Origin of the sequence: Micromonospora sp. WMMC273, from assembly GCF_027460285.1 — a bacterium.
In the GTDB taxonomy this organism is placed as follows: domain Bacteria; phylum Actinomycetota; class Actinomycetes; order Mycobacteriales; family Micromonosporaceae; genus Micromonospora; species Micromonospora aurantiaca.
Window position 1 is genome coordinate 6265747 of sequence record NZ_JAPZBE010000001.1, and the last position, 18454, is coordinate 6284200.

The 18454-nt window shown below is 72.6% G+C and carries 19 protein-coding genes; 12 read left to right on the forward strand and 7 right to left on the reverse strand.

Annotated features, from left to right (window positions below; translation table 11 throughout):
- Positions 1-159 precede the first annotated feature (159 nt).
- Genes O7611_RS29170 through O7611_RS29180 form a run of 3 tightly spaced genes read right to left on the reverse strand, consistent with a single transcriptional unit; the run spans position 160 to position 4932 of the window.
- Positions 160-1386 (reverse strand): hypothetical protein, encoded by a 1227-nt coding sequence (locus O7611_RS29170; RefSeq protein ID WP_269697911.1) that lies wholly within the window; start codon positions 1384-1386, stop codon positions 160-162.
- Positions 1387-1438: 52 nt separating this feature from the next.
- Complete coding sequence (locus O7611_RS29175) at positions 1439-3097, reverse strand: GTPase (protein WP_194800422.1); 1659 nt, start codon at positions 3095-3097, stop codon at positions 1439-1441.
- Between the two features lie 17 nt (positions 3098-3114).
- Positions 3115-4932: an ABC transporter gene (locus tag O7611_RS29180; protein WP_194800192.1), complete on the reverse strand. Its 1818-nt coding sequence runs from the start codon at positions 4930-4932 to the stop codon at positions 3115-3117.
- Positions 4933-5142: 210 nt separating this feature from the next.
- Here O7611_RS29180 and dnaK point away from each other — a divergent pair, with 210 nt between their 5' ends.
- From dnaK to O7611_RS29205, 5 genes are all read left to right on the forward strand, one after another.
- The gene (dnaK, locus tag O7611_RS29185) at positions 5143-7005 is read left to right on the forward strand and encodes a molecular chaperone DnaK (RefSeq protein ID WP_013473404.1); all 1863 of its coding nucleotides are present in this window, start codon (positions 5143-5145) and stop codon (positions 7003-7005) included.
- A gap of 48 nt (positions 7006-7053) precedes the next feature.
- Entirely contained in the window at positions 7054-7791 is a 738-nt protein-coding gene (gene grpE, locus O7611_RS29190) for a nucleotide exchange factor GrpE (RefSeq protein ID WP_269697912.1), read from the forward strand.
- Between the two features lie 79 nt (positions 7792-7870).
- A complete protein-coding gene (gene dnaJ, locus O7611_RS29195; protein ID WP_269697913.1) occupies positions 7871-9058 on the forward strand; it encodes a molecular chaperone DnaJ in 1188 nt (395 codons plus the stop codon).
- 24 nt (positions 9059-9082) lie between these two features.
- Positions 9083-9523 carry a heat shock protein transcriptional repressor HspR gene (locus tag O7611_RS29200; protein ID WP_120572381.1) on the forward strand — a complete coding sequence of 147 codons (441 nt, stop codon included), beginning with the start codon at positions 9083-9085 and terminating at the stop codon, positions 9521-9523.
- Positions 9524-9699: 176 nt separating this feature from the next.
- On the forward strand, positions 9700-9906 hold the full coding sequence (locus O7611_RS29205) for a hypothetical protein (protein WP_013283368.1): 207 nt from the start codon (positions 9700-9702) through the stop codon (positions 9904-9906).
- 173 nt (positions 9907-10079) lie between these two features.
- On the opposite strand, the gene O7611_RS29210 is transcribed toward O7611_RS29205, so the two are convergent.
- The 4 genes from O7611_RS29210 to O7611_RS29225 form a co-directional block, all read right to left on the reverse strand.
- Positions 10080-10508, reverse strand: a complete 429-nt coding sequence (locus O7611_RS29210; protein ID WP_135242700.1) for a hypothetical protein — start codon at positions 10506-10508, stop codon at positions 10080-10082.
- 163 nt (positions 10509-10671) lie between these two features.
- Complete coding sequence (locus O7611_RS29215; protein ID WP_194800188.1) at positions 10672-11889, reverse strand: cation:proton antiporter; 1218 nt, start codon at positions 11887-11889, stop codon at positions 10672-10674.
- A gap of 5 nt (positions 11890-11894) precedes the next feature.
- Positions 11895-12395, reverse strand: a complete 501-nt coding sequence (locus O7611_RS29220) for a cation:proton antiporter regulatory subunit (RefSeq protein WP_047892103.1) — start codon at positions 12393-12395, stop codon at positions 11895-11897.
- Positions 12396-12463: 68 nt separating this feature from the next.
- On the reverse strand, positions 12464-12694 hold the full coding sequence (locus O7611_RS29225) for a winged helix-turn-helix domain-containing protein (RefSeq protein WP_120572379.1): 231 nt from the start codon (positions 12692-12694) through the stop codon (positions 12464-12466).
- Between the two features lie 253 nt (positions 12695-12947).
- Here O7611_RS29225 and O7611_RS29230 point away from each other — a divergent pair, with 253 nt between their 5' ends.
- The 7 genes from O7611_RS29230 (at position 12948) to O7611_RS29260 (ending at position 18437) form a co-directional block, all read left to right on the forward strand.
- Positions 12948-13265 carry a DivIVA domain-containing protein gene (locus O7611_RS29230; RefSeq protein WP_442929377.1) on the forward strand — a complete coding sequence of 106 codons (318 nt, stop codon included), beginning with the start codon at positions 12948-12950 and terminating at the stop codon, positions 13263-13265.
- Positions 13262-13516 (forward strand): hypothetical protein, encoded by a 255-nt coding sequence (locus O7611_RS29235; protein ID WP_120572377.1) that lies wholly within the window; start codon positions 13262-13264, stop codon positions 13514-13516. The genes O7611_RS29230 and O7611_RS29235 overlap by 4 nt, the downstream gene beginning before the upstream one ends.
- Positions 13517-13675: 159 nt before the next feature.
- Entirely contained in the window at positions 13676-16267 is a 2592-nt protein-coding gene (clpB, locus tag O7611_RS29240; RefSeq protein WP_269697914.1) for an ATP-dependent chaperone ClpB, read from the forward strand.
- A gap of 151 nt (positions 16268-16418) precedes the next feature.
- The gene (locus O7611_RS29245; protein ID WP_269697915.1) at positions 16419-16799 is read left to right on the forward strand and encodes a hypothetical protein; all 381 of its coding nucleotides are present in this window, start codon (positions 16419-16421) and stop codon (positions 16797-16799) included.
- An 81-nt stretch (positions 16800-16880) separates the two neighbouring features.
- On the forward strand, positions 16881-17519 hold the full coding sequence (locus tag O7611_RS29250) for a DUF4178 domain-containing protein (protein ID WP_269697916.1): 639 nt from the start codon (positions 16881-16883) through the stop codon (positions 17517-17519).
- 1 nt (position 17520) lies between these two features.
- The gene (locus O7611_RS29255; protein WP_269697917.1) at positions 17521-18015 is read left to right on the forward strand and encodes a DUF2617 family protein; all 495 of its coding nucleotides are present in this window, start codon (positions 17521-17523) and stop codon (positions 18013-18015) included.
- A complete protein-coding gene (locus tag O7611_RS29260; RefSeq protein WP_194800181.1) occupies positions 18012-18437 on the forward strand; it encodes a DUF4247 domain-containing protein in 426 nt (141 codons plus the stop codon). The genes O7611_RS29255 and O7611_RS29260 overlap by 4 nt, the downstream gene beginning before the upstream one ends.
- The last annotated feature ends 17 nt before the right edge of the window (positions 18438-18454 follow it).

Consider the following 18454-nt stretch of genomic DNA (forward strand, 5'->3'; position numbering starts at 1 on the left):
AGCCACCTCGGCGAGGTGGTGTGGATCAGCGAGGGCAGGGCCGAGGCCATCGGGTCGGTCACCCGCATGATCGACACCAGTACGGCGTGGTGGTGTGGTTCCGGGCGGTCTGATGCCGCCACCTCGCCGACGTGGTGCCGATCATGCGAACGGGAATGCCTAGGCCGGGTCGTCAGTGAGGCGGTGGCGGTTCGCCTCGATCCAGGCGTTCAGCGCCTCCGGGTCGTCCGGGTCCACCCCGTCCGCCATGAGCTGGGCCACCGCCGCGGTGGCCGGGCTGCGCCGCTCACCGGTGCTGTAGAGCCGGGCGAACTCCGGGACCATCTCGGTGATCGCCTCGTCCGTCCGGGCCGCGGCCGACTGCGACAGCCCGCGCTGCCGGGCCGCGTACGCCGCCCAGGCCCGTAGCACCCGGGGCAGCATCGCCGCGTCGTCCATGTCCAGTACGGCCCGGCGGTGCACCCAGTCGAGCAGGAACAGCTCCGCCACCATCGGGCTCCACCGCATCGGGTCGGCATCCGGGAAGCTGGCCGCGTGGTCGAGCAGCAGGCCGAGGCAGAAGTGCAGCGAGGCCAGCTCGCCGTCGGCCACCTCGGGCAGCCCGAACCGGGTCGCCTCGGGTGAGTCGAGGAAGGCACGCACCAGGCGGGTGCGCTCCTCGTCGGTGGGCGGCGGCACGACCGCGGGACCGGCCGGCGGGGTCTTCCCCGGGAGTACGGCGAGCCGGGCGCCCACGAGCGCCCGGTCGGTGGCCAGCGAGCCCTGTGCGGGCAGCTCGGTGAGGTCGTCGGTGACCGCCAGGTGGCGGCTCACCTCGGCGTGCATCCGGGCCGGGTCCTCGGTGCGGAACCAGGTGAACTCGTCCTCGGTGCAGATCTCCCGGGCCTGCTCGACGATCCGTCCGGCCGGGCCGCCGACGAAGACGTCCTTGGTGATGCCGATGTTGTGGTCGACGAGGGCGACCAGGGCGTGCTCCGGGCCGCCCTCCTCCTCGTCGTCGTACGCGAACGTGGCGAGGTAGGAGGTCTGGTCGCCGTACACGTCGCCGTACGCCCAGGCGCCGGTGACGCGCACCCGGCCGAGCTGGCCGGCCCACGACGGGGCGTACGCCCCGGGCCGGACCCGGGCGGCGCCCTCGGCGTCGGGCACCAGCGCGGCGAAGACGGCTCGCAGTGTGGTCGCGGCGGCGCTGCGGCGCCGGGACGTGGCGGCGAGGAAGCCGCCGACGAACTCGCGGACGGCCTGCTCCCGGTCGTGCTCCGCGACGGCGTAGACGCTGCCCAGCAACGCGGCGCCGAGCATCTCCGCGTCCAGGGCCGAGTCGAGCCTCGTCACGTCGCGCGCGGCGTGCAGCACCGCGTCGTAGGGGGTCTGTGGCGTGGCCATGCATCGACCCTACGCCGCACCGGCCGCCCCCACACCGGTCAGCACGCCGGGTTCAGCGCCGTCCCGCCTCGCGCAGCGCGTCCCGGGCCGTGCCGTAGCGCGCCAGCACCGCCCAGACCGGGTCCAGCACGTACTTCTCGGAGACGCTGCCCACCGACGTGAGCAGGCGTTGCTCGGCCCGCGCCCGGGCCCGCCGGGCCGCCCACCCGATGACCGGCCGGGTCAGCGCCGCGATCAGCAGCCCGGCCAGCAGGCCGCCGAGCAGCAGGACCGTGGGCCAGGGCACCACGCCGAGCGTCGGATGCTCCAGCGGCGGCAGGCCGAGCAGGCGCACCGCGTACCCGACGAGCAGCCAGACCAGGCCGGCCAGCGCGGCGAGGGTGACCACCCACTGGAGCGCGCCGACCACCCGCCACCAGGCGGGCCGCCGGTCCATGCCCAGGTCGGTCGCGGCGACCGCGTGGTCGAGCGCGCCCGGCAGGTCGGCCTGCCGGGCGCGGGCCGCGGCGGTCACCGCGGCCGGCCACGGCGCCGGCAGGCCGCTCGCGGACCGCTCGGCCACCGCGCGGATCGCCAGCATGACGGCGGAGCGCTGCGCGGCTGTCGGATCGGGTACGGAGGTGGCAGCGACCAGGCTCTCCGCCGGCGCGTCCGGGTCCCGCCCGGACAGGTGCAGCCGGCGCAGCGGATCCGGCCGCAGCTTGCGCCAGCTCCGCAGCAGCGGCCAGCCGGTGTTGCCGACCGCCCGGTGCCGGTACGCGCCCTCGACCGCCGCCGCCACTGTCGGCACCCCGGCCGCCCCGGCGAGTGCCCGGGTCAGCTCCTGCGCCGAGGCGTCACCGGGCCGGGTGCGCGGCGGTTCCGGCCCCACGAGCGGTTCGAGATCGGCCACCACGGCGTCCACGTCGCCGGAGAGCCGGCGCAGCGCGGCCTGCCGTTCGGCGACCGTACGCTCCAGCTCGGTCCGCAGCCCTTCCAGCCCGTTCGGGTCCACCGCGACGGTCGGCAGCAGCGGCACCCCGCCCAGCCCGTCGGCGTCGAGCAGCCGGCGCAGGTCGTCGAGGACCTTCGGCAGCTCGGTCGGGTGCAGCCGGTCGGCCTGGTTGAGCACCACGACGGTGACGTCCTTGTGCCTGTGGAACTCGCGCAGGTAGCTGGTGTGGATCACGCGGTCGGCGTACTTCTGCGGGTCGACCACCCAGACCACCAGGTCGACCAGGCCGAGCAGGCGGTCCACCTCCAGCCGGTGGCCGTGCTGCACCGAGTCGAAGTCGGGCAGGTCGAGCAGGACCAGGCCGTGCAGCCCGGACTCGTCGTCGGCGTCCAGCGGGCTCTCCCGGACGAACCGGTGCCGGGGCAGCACGCCGATCCAGTCGAGCAGCCGGACCGCGCCGTCGAGCGGACCCCATACGCAGGCGTGCGCGACTCCCGTCGTGGGCCGGCGTACGCCCACCGGCGAGAGGTCCAGCCGCGCCAGCGAGTTGAACAGGCTCGACTTGCCGCTGCCGGTCGCGCCGGCGAGCGCGACCACGGTGTGGCGGCCGGAGAGCGCGAGCCGGTCACCGGCGCGTTCGACCACCGTGTGCGCGGCGACGAGCTGGGCGTCGGGCACGTGGCCGTCCACCGCGCCGAGGAACCGCTGGATCGCCTGGAGACGCTCGATCAGCACGTCCGGGTCGACCCGCTGCTCGCCGCGCAGCGCGTCACGCATCCGTCCGACGACGTTGCTCACGGGCGACCGTCCTGCTCGATGTTCGGGAACAGGCCGCTGCGGTGCCGGGCCCGCTCGACCTCGACGGCGGCCCAGCGCAGCGCCGCACCGGCGTTGGCGGCGGGGCGCTCGGCCTCGGTGCGGCTCAGGTAGCGCTCGGCCTCCTCGGCCAGCAGCTTGCCGACCCGGTCGAGCAGGTCGACGCGGGCCTTGCGGGCCAGGTTGCGGACCGCCTGGTCGCCGAAGATCGCCTGGAGCACCGTCTGCCCGGCCACCGCCGTACCGGTGCCCGCGGCGACCTCCAGGCCGGTCGGGATGAACGCGGTGGAGGCGAACACGCCGATCATGACGGCGAGGCCGGTGGCGTTCACCGCGTACGCGGCCGTGCGGGCCACGAACCGCCGGTCGCCGCCCTCGACCCGGACCAGCTCCAGCACGCCGCGCTGCCAGTCGCGGACCAGCTGCTCGGCCCGCTCCGGCAGGTCGGCCGAGGGATGGGCCAGGTCCGGCTCCAGCAGCGCCGCACCCGCCGGGTGCGCCTTCCAACCGGTGTACGCGTTCTCCGCCGCCTCGGCCGCCACCCCGCGCAGCAGCGTGACGAGCTGGGACTCGATCGCGGTACGCAGTTCCGCGGCCGGCGCGGGCCGCCCGGTGACCGCCGCGACCACCCGGTCGCGCAGCCGCCCGATGCGGGCCTCCAGCCCGCGGAAGAAGTCGCCGGTGCCGATGAACTCCTGCCAGCGGGCAAGCACCTCACCGCGCAGCAGCCGGCCGTCCCTGAGCCCCTGGTCGACGCTGCGCTCCGCGCTCCGGTACGCGGCCTGGACCCGCTCGTCCAGCGCGTCGGCGGCGCTCACCTGCTCGTCGGCGGCCTCGGCCAGCGCCTCCACCACCGGGTGCAGCGCGGCCAGCGCACCGTCGAGCGTCTGCCGGACCACCGCGGCGCGGGCCTCGGCGTCGGCGGCGAGCCGGGCGAACCAGTCGCTCAGCGGCGCGGTGATCCGGTCCGGCAGCAGGCCCTGCCCGTCCACCCAGGTCTCCGGCAGCACGAACAGCGGGGAGGCGCCCAGCTCCTGCTCGGCGAGCATCTCGGACAGGTGGGCGGCGACCTCGTCGGCTGCCTCCGGGGGGACCCGGTCCAGCACCATCGCCACTGCGGTGCCCCGGGCCCGGGCGCTGCGCAGTAGTTCCCAGGGGACGGCGTCGGCGTACCGGGCGGCGGTGGTGACGAACAGCCAGAGGTCGGCGGCGGCGAGCAGCTGACCGGCGAGCGCCCGGTTGGCGTCGACCACCGAGTCGATGTCGGGCGCGTCGAGGAAGGCCAGGCCGGGCGGCAGCGCCGGCGCGGTGACCAGGTGCAGGGTGCCCGGCTGCTCGCTGGGCTCGGTGGTCCGGGTCAGGCCGGGCAGCAGCTCGCCCTGCCGGAACCAGGCCGCGTCGGTCGGGCTGCACACCAGCACCGGGGAGCGGGTGGTGGGGCGGAGCACGCCCGCCGCGCTGACCCGAGCCTGGACCAGGCTGTTGACGAGCGTCGACTTGCCGGCGCCGGTGGAGCCGCCGACGACCACCAGGAGCGGGGCGTCGAGCCGGGCCAGCCGGGGCAGCAGGTAGTCGTCGAGCTGGTCGGTGAGGCTGGTGGCGGCGTGCCGGGCCGGCTCGGCCGAGGGAAGGGTGAGCGGGAAGCGGGCCGCGTCGATCGCCGCGCGCAGGCCGGTGAGCGCGGCGGGCAGGCCGTCGGCGGCGTGAGCAGGCTGATCGTCGCCCGTGGTGGGCCCGGTGCGGGCTGCGACGGCGGGCGCGCCGGCACGGGTGGCGGAATCGCCATGCGTCGTCACCGCTAAAGCGTGCCCGACCGACGCAAGGTAAGACAACCGGACAGTAGTAACGGTCGGGTTGCGCCGGGTCGGCTCAACCCCGACTTGCGGATTGGCGATCGCGTGGCACTATTGAGTCAAGTTCACTCAACTTGTGGTGCGGTCGCTTCCCGGCGACCCGCCGGGCAGGCCGTCTGACCTGCTCACCCGTTACGAAGCGAGGAAGCGAACATGGCACGTGCGGTCGGCATCGACCTCGGCACGACGAACTCCTGCGTCAGCGTTCTCGAGGGCGGTGAGCCCACCGTCATCGCCAACGCCGAGGGCTCGCGTACGACTCCCTCGATCGTCGCGTTCGCCCGCAACGGCGAGGTGCTCGTCGGTGAGGTCGCCAAGCGCCAGGCGGTGACCAACCCCGACCGGACCATCCGGTCGGTCAAGCGTGAGATCGGCACCAACTGGACCGTCGACATCGACGGCAAGAAGTACACCCCGCAGGAGATCTCGGCGCGCACGCTGATGAAGCTCAAGCGGGACGCCGAGGCGTACCTGGGCGAGCAGATCACCGACGCGGTGATCACCGTCCCGGCCTACTTCAACGACGGGCAGCGCCAGGCCACCAAGGAGGCCGGTGAGATCGCCGGCTTCAACGTGCTGCGGATCGTGAACGAGCCGACCGCGGCGGCCCTGGCGTACGGCCTGGACAAGGGCTCCAAGGAGCAGACCGTCCTGGTCTTCGACCTCGGTGGCGGCACCTTCGACGTGTCGCTGCTGGAGCTGGCCGAGGGCGTGGTGGAGGTCAAGTCCACCAGCGGTGACAACCAGCTCGGTGGTGACGACTGGGACCAGCGGATCATCGACCACCTGGTGAAGACGTTCCGCGGTGAGCACGGCATCGACCTCTCGCAGGACAAGATGGCCATGCAGCGGCTCAAGGAGGCCGCCGAGAAGGCCAAGATCGAGCTGTCCGCCGCCACCACCAGCAACATCAACCTGCCGTACATCACCGCCGGTTCGGCCGGCCCGCTGCACCTGGACGTGACGCTCAGCCGCGCCGAGTTCCAGCGCATGACGCAGGACCTGCTGGACCGCTGCAAGGGCCCGTTCGAGCAGGCCGTCAAGGACGCCGGCATCAAGATCTCCGACGTCGACCACGTCATCCTGGTCGGCGGCTCGACCCGGATGCCGGCCGTGACCGACCTGGTCAAGCAGCTCACCGGCCGCGACCCGAACAAGGGCGTCAACCCGGACGAGGTCGTCGCCGTCGGCGCCGCCCTCCAGGCGGGCGTGCTCAAGGGCGAGGTCAAGGACGTCCTGCTGCTCGACGTGACCCCGCTGAGCCTGGGCATCGAGACCAAGGGCGGCATCTTCACCAAGCTGATCGAGCGCAACACCACCATCCCGACCAAGCGCTCCGAGGTGTTCACCACCGCCGACGACAACCAGCCGTCGGTGCTGATCCAGGTGTTCCAGGGCGAGCGGGACATCGCCGCCTACAACAAGAAGCTCGGCACCTTCGAGCTGACCGGTCTCCCGCCGGCCCCGCGCGGCGTGCCCCAGATCGAGGTCACGTTCGACATCGACGCCAACGGCATCGTGAACGTGCACGCCAAGGACCTGGGCACCGGCAAGGAGCAGAAGATGACGATCACCGGCGGCTCCTCGCTGCCGAAGGACGACATCGAGCGGATGCGCCGGGACGCCGAGGAGCACGCCGACGAGGACAAGCGCCGCCGCGAGGAGGCCGAGACCCGCAACGTCGCCGAGGCGCTCCAGTGGCAGACCGAGAAGTTCCTCGCCGAGAGCGGCGACAAGCTGCCCGGCGAGAACCGCGACCAGCTCAACGAGGCGCTCGGCGAGCTGCGCAGCGCCCTCGGCGGGCAGGACATCGAGAAGATCAAGTCCGCGCACGAGAAGCTGGCGCAGGTCTCCCAGCAGGCGGGCTCGCTGCTCTACGCCCAGCAGCAGGAGGGTGAGCAGACCGCACCGGGTGCGGCCGGGCCGGGTGCCGGCGCGGGTGCGGCCGGTGGCCCGAAGGCCGGTGGCGACGACGACGTGGTCGACGCGGAGATCGTGGACGAGGACAAGAAGTGACATCCGGTCCCGGACACGATTCGCACGGCAGAGGGATGAGGTAACCGCATGACGGACAAGCCACGAGCGGCCGACCCGGATGCCACCGGGTCGGCGCCGGGCGCCGGCAAGGACACCGGCGACGAACCCCGGGTCGTCATCCGCGACAAGCGCAAGCTCGGCAAGGTGACCGAGCAGCCGGCGAACGACGCCTCGGCGGCCGACGCGGCCGCCGACGCGCCCGCCGAAGGGCTGGTCGAGGAGGCCGAGGTCGTGGTCGACGAGATCGGCGGCGAGGCCGAGGTCAGCGGTCCGACCGTGGTCGACTCGCCCGCCGAGCCGAACGGCGGGACCGGCACGGACACGCCGCTCGGCGCCGAGCTGGAGTCGCTCCGCACCGACCTGGAGGAGCGCACCCGCGACCTCCAGCGGGTGACTGCGGAGTACGCCAACTACCGCAAGCGGGTCGACCGGGACCGCAACCTGGTCCAGGAGCAGGCCACCGGGGCGGTGCTCACCGCGCTGCTGCCGATCCTCGACGACCTGGACCGGGCCCGCGAGCACGGCGACCTGGTGGGCCCGTTCGGCAGCGTGGCCGAGCAGCTCACCGGCGCGCTCGCGAAGTTCGGCCTGACCGCGTTCGGCGAGCAGGGTGACCCGTTCGACCCGACCCGGCACGAGGCGGTGGCGCACCAGACCTCCGCCGACGTGACGGAGCCGACCTGCGTACAGGTCATGCGCCGTGGTTACCAGCTCGGCGAGCGGCTGCTGCGGCCCGCCATGGTCGCGGTCGCGGACCCGGAGTAGTGCCGACCCGTGACGTCCCGCCCGCCCGCACCGGGCGGGCGGGGCGACCGGGGTTCGACCCGTGGAAGGGGGTGGACCGGTGAGTTCCAAGGACTGGATCGAGAAGGACTACTACGCCGCGTTGGGCGTGGACAAGTCCGCCTCCTCGGACGAGATCAAGAAGGCGTACCGCAAGTTGGCCCGGGAGTCGCACCCGGACCACAACCCCGGCGACACCGGTGCCGAGGAGCGGTTCAAGACCGTCTCCGAGGCGTACGCGGTGCTCGGCGACGAGAAGAAGCGCCGCGAGTACGACGAGATGCGCTCGCTGTTCGGCTCCGGCGCCTTCCGGCGCAGCGCCCGCGGCGCGGGCCAGCCGGGCGGCATGCCGTTCGACGTCTCCGACCTGTTCGGCGGTGGCGCCGGCGGTGGCGACAACCGGTTCAGCGGCGGCGGCTTCACCGACCTGTTCAGCTCGATCTTCTCCGGTGGCGGGGGCGGCGGAGGCCCGGCGCGTCCGCGCGGCCCGGCCCGCGGCCGGGACGTCGAGACCGAGGTGGCGCTCGACTTCGACGACGCGGTACGCGGCGTCACGCTGCCGCTGACGCTGCGCGCACCCGGCGTCTGCGACACCTGCCACGGCAACGGCGCGAAGCCCGGCACCCAGCCGGTGGCCTGCCCGGTCTGCCACGGCGCCGGGGTGACCACCCGCAACCAGGGGTCGTTCAGCTTCTCCGAGCCGTGCCGCAACTGCCAGGGCGTCGGCACGATCGTCGAGGAGAAGTGCCCGGAGTGCCACGGCACCGGCGGTGTCACCAAGACCCGCACGCTGAACGTGCGCTTCCCCGCCGGGGTGGCCGACGGGCAGCGGATCCGCCTGGCCGGCCGGGGCGAGCCCGGCGAGCGGGGCGGTCCGGCAGGCGACCTGTTCGTGCAGGTGAAGGTCCGCCCGGACGAGCTGTTCGGGCGCACCGGGGACGACCTGACCCTGACCGTCCCGATCACGTACGCCGAGGCGGTTCTCGGCACGGACCTGCGCGTGCCGACCCTGGACGGGACGGTGACCCTGCGGGTGCCACCGGGTACGCCCAGCGGGCGGGTGCTGCGCGCCCGCGGCAAGGGCGTCGTACGCAAGGACGGCCGCGCAGGTGACCTGCTGGTCACGCTCGACGTGGTGGTCCCGGCGAAGGTCTCGGACGAGGCGCGGGCGGCGCTGGAGACCTTCGCGGCGCAGACTCCGCCCGCCGCGCGGGAACATCTCGACGCGCGGGTACGTCGATTCAGTTGACGGCGGCACCGGAGGTGAGCGGGCATGTCGGAGGAGTACGTCGGCTCGGGTGACCCGGCCTACGAGGCCAAGGTCTTGATGATCTCGGTGGCCGCGCGGATGGCGGGGATGCACCCCCAGACGCTGCGCCAGTACGACCGGCTGGGCCTGGTGCAGGCCGGCCGGGCGTCCGGCGGCGGTCGCCGGTACAGCGTCCGGGACGTGGTGCTGCTCCGCGAGGTGCAGCGGCTCAGCCAGGACGACGGGATCAACCTGGCCGGGGTCAAGCGGATCATCGGGTTGGAGCGGCTGCTCGAAGAGGCGCAGCAGCGGGTGGCCCGGCTGGAGGCGGAACTGGACGCCGCGTACCGGCGGATCGCCGAGCTGGAGTCACTCGGCGGCTTCCCCCGCGGCGACCTCGTGCCCACCAACCGGACGTCCACCGCGCTCGTCGTCTGGCGTCCGCGCCGCGCTCCCGACCGCTGACCTCGTACCGGAAGGCCGGTGCGCCCCGCTCCCCCGGGGCTGCGCCGGCCTTCGTCGTTCCCCGGGCGGTCCGCCGCCCGGCTCGGGGAAAGCCGGGGTACGGCAGAGCAGGGTCGACTAGGCTTTCCGCAGGGCAAAAAAGCCTCAAATCGGACTCCGGGCTGGCGGGGGGAGCCATGACGGAACCGGCGAAGAAGGTGGCCGAGCGCGCGGAGGAACGGCTGGAGAAAGTGGCCGAGAACGTCCGCGAGCGGTTCGACAGGGTCACCGAGGGACGCTTCAGCGACAAGGTCAAGGAAGGGCGCTTCGCCGACCAGACGGACCACGGCGTGGACCGGGCGCGGGACGACGAGCGGCGCAAGAAGCAGGGCGGGTCGACCTAGACGGCCTGCCGACGTGCGGGCCGGGATCCACGGGGGATCCCGGCCCGTTCGTGTCCCGCCCCTCGCGGTCGATCATGAAGTTGGCGGAGACAAACCGGACACCAAACACCGCCAAGTTCATGATCGACCAGGCGGGTCGGGTCGAGGTGGCTGGGCGACGCTGATCCGGGGGGTCAGAGGCGGCGGTTCTCGCGGACCAGGCCGCCCTCGCACCAGTCCCGGTAGACGAAGAGATCCGGCCGGGCGAGCAGCACCCGGCTGTTGTGCGCCCAGTTGCGCATCAGGTCGTCGCCGGACTTCTCGGCCTGCTCGACCAGCTTGCGGAACCGGCGCTTGGGGTGGGCGCGGAAGTTCGTCCGGATGCCGTCGGCGGCGTAGATGTAGAGGCAGTGCAGCGCGAACCGCCGCGCCGGGCAGCCCTGGTCCATCGCCAGATCGAACAGCGTCTGCACCAGGTGGTCACCGGCGACCAGCAGATCCCAGTCCGGCGGCATCGAGGTCAGCGGCACCGAATCCGGCTGATACGCCCACGACCGAAGCTCGGCGGGCGAGGGATCGACCGGGTTGGCGAAGCCGCGGAACGTCTCTTCCTGCACGCTCACCGGCCGACCTTCCGCTTGCGCTGGCGGGGGCGCAGGCCACCCGCGGACCCTGGCTGCTGGGCCGAAACGTTAACGCGGTTGGACAGAGCAGGGGTAGACCTTCCCGGGATCAATTTGACAACGCCGGGCCGGATCTGCCCTCGGCTGATCCGGCCCGGCCCGGTCAGTCGCCGGAGCCCAGGGGCAGCGGCGCGGGCGGACGAGCGGCGGCGGCGCGGGTGCGCAGCCACTGCTTGAACCACGGGCTGTCCGGCAGGCGGGCGAGCAGCGGCCCGGTCACCACCGTGATCAACACGTACGCGGTGGCGAGCGCGGCGAGCTTCGGCTCCACCGGGTAGACGGCCGCGACGGCCAGCCCGGCGATGACGATGGAGAACTCGCCGCGTGGAGTAAGCGCCAGGCCGGCCCGCCAGCGTCCGGGCTCGGCGATCCCGGCCCGGCGGGCGGCCAGGTAGCCGGTCGCCACCTTCGTCGCCATGGTCACCACTGCGAGCAGCAGCGCGGGCAGCAGCACCGGCGGCATGTCCAGCGGGTTGGTGACCAGCCCGAAGAAGACGAAGAAGACCGCGGCGAACAGGTCACGCAGCGGGGAGAGCAGCTCGGTGGCGTGGTGCGCCACCGGCCCGGACAACGCGATGCCCACCAGGAACGCGCCGACCGCCGCCGACACCTGGAGCTTGGCCGCGACGCCCGCCACCAGCAGGGTCAGGCCGAGCACCCCGAGCAGCAGCGCCTCCGGATCCTTGGCGGAGAGCGCGGCGGAGATCAGGTGGCCGTACCGGATCGCCACGGCCAGCACCACGACGACGGTGAACACCGCGATGGCGAGCGCGATGCCGCCCTTCATCAGGCCGACCCCGGCGAGCAGCGCGGTGACCAGCGGCAGATAGAGGGCCATCGCCAGGTCCTCGATCACCAGGACGGACAGGATCACCGGGGTCTCCCGGTTACCGACCCGGCCCAGGTCACCGAGCACCTTGGCGATCACGCCGGACGACGACACCCACGTGACGCCCGCGAGCACCACCGCCGCCACCCAGCCCCAGCCGAGCAGGAGCGCGAAGGCGAACCCGGGCAGCGCGTTGAACACCGCGTCGATCACGCCGGCCGGCGCGGCGGACCGGAGGTTGCCCACCAGTTCGTTGGCGCTGTACTCCAGGCCGAGCATGACCAGCAGCAGGATCACGCCGATCTCGGCGCCGACCGCGAAGAACTCCTCGCTGGCGTTGAGCGGCAGCAGCCCACCGTGCCCGAACGCCAGGCCGGCGAGCAGGTACAGGGGGATGGGCGACACGCCGAAGCGACGGCTCAGCCGGCCGAGCAGGCCGAGCAGGAGCAGCAGCGCACCGACCTCGATGAGCAGGATTGTGGTTTCGTGCATACGCGTCAGCCGTCCGGATCGGTCTCGGCGAGGATCGCGGTCACGCCGTCGAGCCCCTGACGGGTACCGACCACGACGACCACATCGCCGGCTTCGAACCGGAAGGTGGGATCGGGCGAGACGTTCACGGCGCCCTGACGCAGCACGGCCACGATCGACGCGCTGGTCCGGGTGCGTGCCTTGGTGTCCGCGAGCCGCCTGCCGACGTACTTCGACCCCGCCGGGATGGCGATCTGCTCGGTCAGCAACCCGGCGGCCTGCTCACGCAGACCGGAGAGCTGACCCAGCATCAGCGACGCGCCGAGGATGTCGGCGAGCGCCTCCGCCTCGTCGTCGGTCAGGGGTATGTCGTGTTGGCAGGAGTCGGGATCGTCCGGGTCGTAGAGGACCAGGTCGCGACGGCCATTGCGGTGGGAGACCACGCCGAGCCGGCGGCCGGACTCCGTCATCAGATCATGACGTACGCCGATCCCGGGCAGGGCGGTCTGTTCGACACGTACTCGCACGCCGGTGAGGCTACTCCGGGCACGCACCTGCCGCGTCCGGGGTGGATCGGGTGCCCGGTGGTGCGGGATCAGGGGGCGTCGTCGCGAGCGGTGACATAGGTGCCCTTGCCCTGATGCCCCTCGACCAGACCTTCGGCTTGAAGGATCAACAGCGCCGAGCGGACCGGCTCCGCAGACACCTGGTAGTGCGCGATCAGCTCACGCAGGGAGGGGAGTTTGTCGCCGGGGCCGTACTCGCCCGAAGCGATCTTGTCTCTGATGTCCTGCGCGATTCTCTGACGGTCCGAAACTCGGGGCATGGCGGCAACTCCTGGTAGGCCCCAAGATCTTCCCACGAGTCAGACCGGTCAGCCAACACTTCGCGTGCTAAGCATGCTCACTCCTTGTCATGCAATGCTTTGCATTGTATGTTCCTCGTGCGGATGCCTTCGGCGGAACGCCTGGTAGGCAAACCGGCCCTCCGGTTGGCACCCGTGGTCGGCGCGACTGGTCGTGCGCGGCCAGTCGTGTCGCCTCACCCGTCTCCTTTGGTCTCCAAGAAGGGACAGTGTCGTGCGCAATCTCCTGCGAATACGTCCGAAGCGGCGGAGCCTGACCCCGCCCAACTCCGCGCCGGTCGGCGCCTACCGCTCCGCGTCGTACCTTCCGCTGCGGCCCTGGCAGGTGCGGGGCCGCCGCTTCACGACGTGCCGTCGAGGGCTGGACCCGGCCGAGGTCGCGGCGTTCCTGGACCGCGCCGCCGGGGATCTCGCCGCCGCGTACGCCGAAGTCGCCCGGAGTCGTGAGGAGACGGCCCGGATCAAGGGTGCGTTGCGCGAGTGGCAGTCCCGGCAGGCCCCGTCGATGCGTGACCTGGTCGGGCGGCCGTGACCGGGCGGTACGTGATCCATCTGCCGGTGCGCGCGGCCGATCTGGCTCGGGCGAAGATGCTCGGTCGCACGGCCGGGCGGTCGTTGGCCTTCCTCGCGGTGGTGGAGCTGGGCGGGATCACCGTCTCGGCCGAGGACGACCAGGCCGTACGCCATTGGGTGTTCTGTGACCGCAAGCTGGACGGCGGCCGGCGTTGCGTGCTGCGCGCCGACCACGAGACCCCCTGCCTCGCGCGTCTCCCGCGTCGCTGAGATCTTGGTACGAAACGGCCCCTCCAAGGGCCTTTTCGTACCAAGATCTCTCCGGCCGGACCGGAGGAGGGTGACTCAGGTCACAGGGGTGGAGTTGAGCGGAATAGACTCAACTCTGGTTGTGTCATGTCCAGTGGACACGCCGATCCGGGGGAGCCCATGAACACGGAACGTCTCACCACCAAGAGCCGCGAGGCCATCACCGGTGCCGTCGCGCTGGCGAACCAGCGCGGTCACGCCACCGTGGAGCCCTGGCACCTGCTGCTGTCACTGCTGGACACCGAGGGCTCGACCGCCGCGGGCCTGCTGCGCGCCGTCGGGACCGACCCCGCCGAGCTGCGCCGCGTCGCCCAGCGGTCGGTCGACGCGCTGCCCGCCGCACGCGGGTCGAGCATCGCCGAGCCGACCCTGGCCCGCGAGTTCGTCAACGCCATCGGCGCCGCCGAGCAGATTGCGCGGCCGCTGGGCGACGAGTACACCTCCACCGAGCACCTGCTGGCCGGGCTGGCCCGGGTCGGCGGCGCGGTCTCGGTCGCGCTGAAGAACTCCGGCGCCACCGAGGAGAACCTGGTCGCCGCGTTCCCGACCGTCCGGGGCGGCGACCGCCGGGTCACCACCGCCGACCCGGAGCAGACCTACCAGGCCCTCGCCAAGTACGGCGTGGACCTCACCGCCAGCGCCCGCGACGGCAAGATCGACCCGGTGATCGGCCGGGACTCGGAGATCCGCCGGGTGATCCAGGTGCTGTCCCGGCGTACGAAGAACAACCCGGTGCTGATCGGCGAGCCGGGCGTCGGCAAGACCGCGATCGTGGAGGGCCTGGCCCAGCGCATCGTGGCCGGCGACGTGCCGGAGTCGCTGCGGGACAAGAAGCTCGTCTCGCTCGACCTCGGCGCGATGGTCGCCGGCGCGTCGTACCGCGGTCAGTTCGAGGAGCGGCTGAAGTCCGTACTGGAGGAGATCAAGAACTCCGACGGCCAGGTCATCACGTTCCTGGACGAGCTGCACACCGTGGTCGGCGCCGGCAAGGGCGAAGGCTCGATGGACGCCGGCAACATGCTCAAGCCGATGCTGGCGCGCGGCGAGCTGCGGATGGTCGGCGCGACCACGCTCGACGAGTACCGCGAGCACATCGAGAAGGACCCGGCCCTGGAGCGCCGCTTCCAGCCGGTGCTGGTCGGCGAGCCGACCATCGAGGACACCATCGGCATCCTGCGCGGGCTCAAGGAGCGCTACGAGGTGCACCACGGCGTACGGATCACCGACGCCGCGCTGGTCGCCGCCGCCGCGCTCTCCGACCGGTACATCACCGACCGGTTCCTGCCGGACAAGGCGATCGACCTGGTGGACGAGTCCGCGTCCCGGCTGCGCATGGAGATCGACTCGCGGCCGGTCGAGGTGGACGAGATCGAGCGGGCGGTACGCCGGCTGGAGATCGAGGAGATGGCGCTGGCGAAGGAGCCGGACGCCGCTTCCGCCGAGCGCCTGGAGCGGCTGCGCAAGGAGCTGGCCGACAAGCGCGAGCAGCTCACCGCGCTCTCCGAGCGCTGGCAGACCGAGAAGAGCCACATCACCAAGCTCTCCACCGCCAAGGAGGAGCTGGAGCGCCTCGGCGGCGAGGCCGAGCGGGCCGAGCGTGACGGCGAGCTGGAACGCGCCGCCGAGCTGCGGTACGGCCGGATCCCCGCGCTGCGGACCGAGCTGAAGCAGGCCGAGGAGGAGCTGGCCCGGCTCCAGGCCGACGGCGCGATGCTCAAGGAGGAGGTCGGCGCGGACGACATCGCCGCCGTGGTCGCCTCCTGGACCGGCATCCCCGCCGGGCGGCTGCTCGAAGGCGAGACCGCCAAGCTGCTGCGGATGGAGGAGTCGCTGCGGGCCCGCGTGGTCGGCCAGGCCGAGGCGGTGGGTGCTGTCTCCGACGCGGTACGCCGCGCCCGGGCCGGCGTCGCCGACCCGGACCGCCCGACCGGCAGCTTCCTGTTCCTCGGCCCGACCGGCGTCGGCAAGACCGAGCTGGCAAAGGCGCTCGCCGAGTTCCTCTTCGACGACGAGCGGGCAATGGTCCGCATCGACATGAGCGAGTACGGCGAGAAGCACTCCGTGGCCCGCCTGGTCGGTGCCCCGCCCGGGTACGTCGGCTACGAGGAGGGCGGCCAGCTCACCGAGGCGGTACGCCGCCGCCCGTACTCGGTGATCCTGCTGGACGAGGTGGAGAAGGCCCACCCGGACGTCTTCGACGTGCTGCTCCAGGTGCTCGACGACGGCCGGCTCACCGACGGTCAGGGCCGTACCATGGACTTCCGCAACGCGATCCTGATCCTCACCTCGAACCTGGGCTCGTCGGTGATCAGCGACCTGACGCTCACCGAGAACGAGCGCCGGGAGGGCGTGCTCGCGGTGGTCCGGTCGCACTTCAAGCCGGAGTTCCTCAACCGGCTCGACGACATCGTGGTGTTCGCCGCGCTCCAGGGCGAGGACCTGCGGTCGATCGTGGACATCCAGCTCGACCGGATGCGAACCCGTCTAGCGGACCGCCGGTTGGGCCTGGAGATCACCGAGGCGGCCCGGACGTGGCTGGCCGAGCACGGTTACGACCCGATCTACGGTGCCCGCCCGCTGCGCCGGCTGGTGCAGTCGGCGATCGGCGACCAGCTCGCCAGGGCGCTGCTGGCCGGTGAGATCCGCGACGGCGACACGGTCCGCGTCGACCTGTCCGACTCCAAGGAGTCCCTGGCGGTCACCGCCGCCTGACCCGCACCACCCCGCGAAGGCCCGGCCGTCCCGGCCGGGCCTTCCCCGTCCCCGCCCCGCCCCTGGCGATCACCGGGGAGGGCGAGGGACCGGGGCGGGGGCGGAGGGCAGGGAGGGGTGAGGGGTTGGTGGGGTGGGCACATAGTGGGGCATGAGCGGGAGCTGGGAACGGGAACTGGACGCGGCGGCGCGGGAACTCGACGACGCGGACACCCTCGCCTTCGGCGGGGTGGGGCTGGCCGGGCAGATCCTGCCCGCGACCGAGGCGTACCGGACGCTGGAACAGGGGTTGCGGGAGCACCCGGAGGCGGCCCGCAAGCGGGTCGACAGGTTGCTCCGCAAGGGTTCGCCGGCCGGCCGGGCGTACGCGGCCACATTGCTGGAGGCTGTCGACCCGGCCGCCGGGCGGGACGCCTGGACGCGGCTGCGCGGCGACGACGGCGAGTTCACCACGTTCTCCGGCTGCCTCATGGGCCGCGCCACGCTGGGCGAATACGCCGTCGACCGGCTCGCCGGTGCCGAAGGTAGCTGAGCGCACACTCAGCGAACAGGACTTCAGAAGGCGTGCGTGCGGTTGTTACCGTTCCCGCCGAGCGCGTTGGGGGAGGCGGTAGTGAACGGTTCGTTGGCGTACGTGGTGACCACGCTGGGGTGCCTCGTCGGGGTGGCCGGTGTGGTGATCGCTGTCATCGCGGTACGGAAGTCCCGGTCGGCGTCCCACCCGAAGACGAAGGCGGCGCCGGGTGATCCGTTCCGGGACCGGGACGCCGACGCGCTGCGTGGTGACCCGCGCGCCCTCAAGCCCGGTGACATCGTCGAGATCCGTACGGTGCCGTACACCGTGCGCGGCTCGGTGCACCTGGTCGAGGGCGGCTGGAGCTGGGCGGAGCACCTGCTCGACGACGCGGGCGGCGTGAAGCGCTGGCTCTCCGTCGAGTCCGACCCGGACCTGGAGATGGTGCTCTGGACCAGCGAGCCGGGGGCCACCGTGACGCCCGGCGCCCCGACGCTGGAGATGGCCGGCCGACGCTACAACTGGGACGAGTCGGGCCAGGCCCGCTACACCGCGACCGAGGGCACCGGCCTCGACCCGCACGGCACCATGCGCTACTACGACTACCAGGCGCCCGGCGGCGCACGGCTGTCGTTCGAGGCGTACGGGGAGGCCGGCTGGGAGGTCAACCTCGGCGAGGAGTTGCGCCGCGCCGAGGTGATGATCTACCCGCAGGGCGGCCCGGAGACGGTGCGCTGACGTGCTCGTCTGTCTGGACGCGCCGTACGTCGACACCAGCGCCGCCGATCTGAGCCTGGCCCTGGGCGGCCCGGAGCTGCCGGCGCTGGCCGTACGCGACATCGACCTGCCCGGCCTGCCCCGGCTGCGGCTGCGCCTGCTCGGCGCCTCCCACCAGGTGGTGCTCGGCGGGCTCACCGAGACGGTCGCCTGCCTGCCCGGCCGCCCGCCGCACCTGCCCGGCACGCTGCACGACGAGACGGCCGGCTACCGGTTCCTCGCCACTGTGCTCCGGCCGGAGGGCGACGGCCTGCGTACCCGGGTCGCGGCGCTGCGCGCCGAGCTGGCCGAGGACCCGTACGCGCTGATCGGCGTCTTCCCCGGTGACGAGGACGCGGTCACCGCGCTCTCCGTGCGGCCCGGCCCGCCGGACGGCGCGCTCGCCTGGCGCACCTGGCACGCCTACCCGCAGACGAACGAGCTGGTCCTGACCGAGACGGTGGTGGAGGAGCTGTGACGTACCGACGGTGGTTCGTGGTGGGCGTGGCGGTCGCCGTCATCGGCGCGCTCATCGCCGCCTTCACGATCTTCTACGGCAACTTCTCGCCCCGCGGCTACGTGGAGGACAACTTCTCCCGCGCCACCGGGCGGGACATCGGCTCGAACGCGATCGCGTACACCTCGAACAAGGCGCCGAGCGACGTGTCCAAGCAGATCACCGACGCCTGGAAGCCGGCCGACCAGTACGTCGACGGCAGCGGCGTCTACCTGCGCTACGACGACGACTCGGTGGTGATCCTCCCGCTCGCCGTCGGCTCGGTGATCCTGCTGGAGAAGATGACCACCGCCTACCCCCGGTACCACAACGTCGTCGGCAACAGCTGGGGCTGGGGCCGAGGCAGCACGGTCCGGGGCGGCGGCCCCGGTTCCGGCAAGTAGCCCCTCCGACCCCCTCA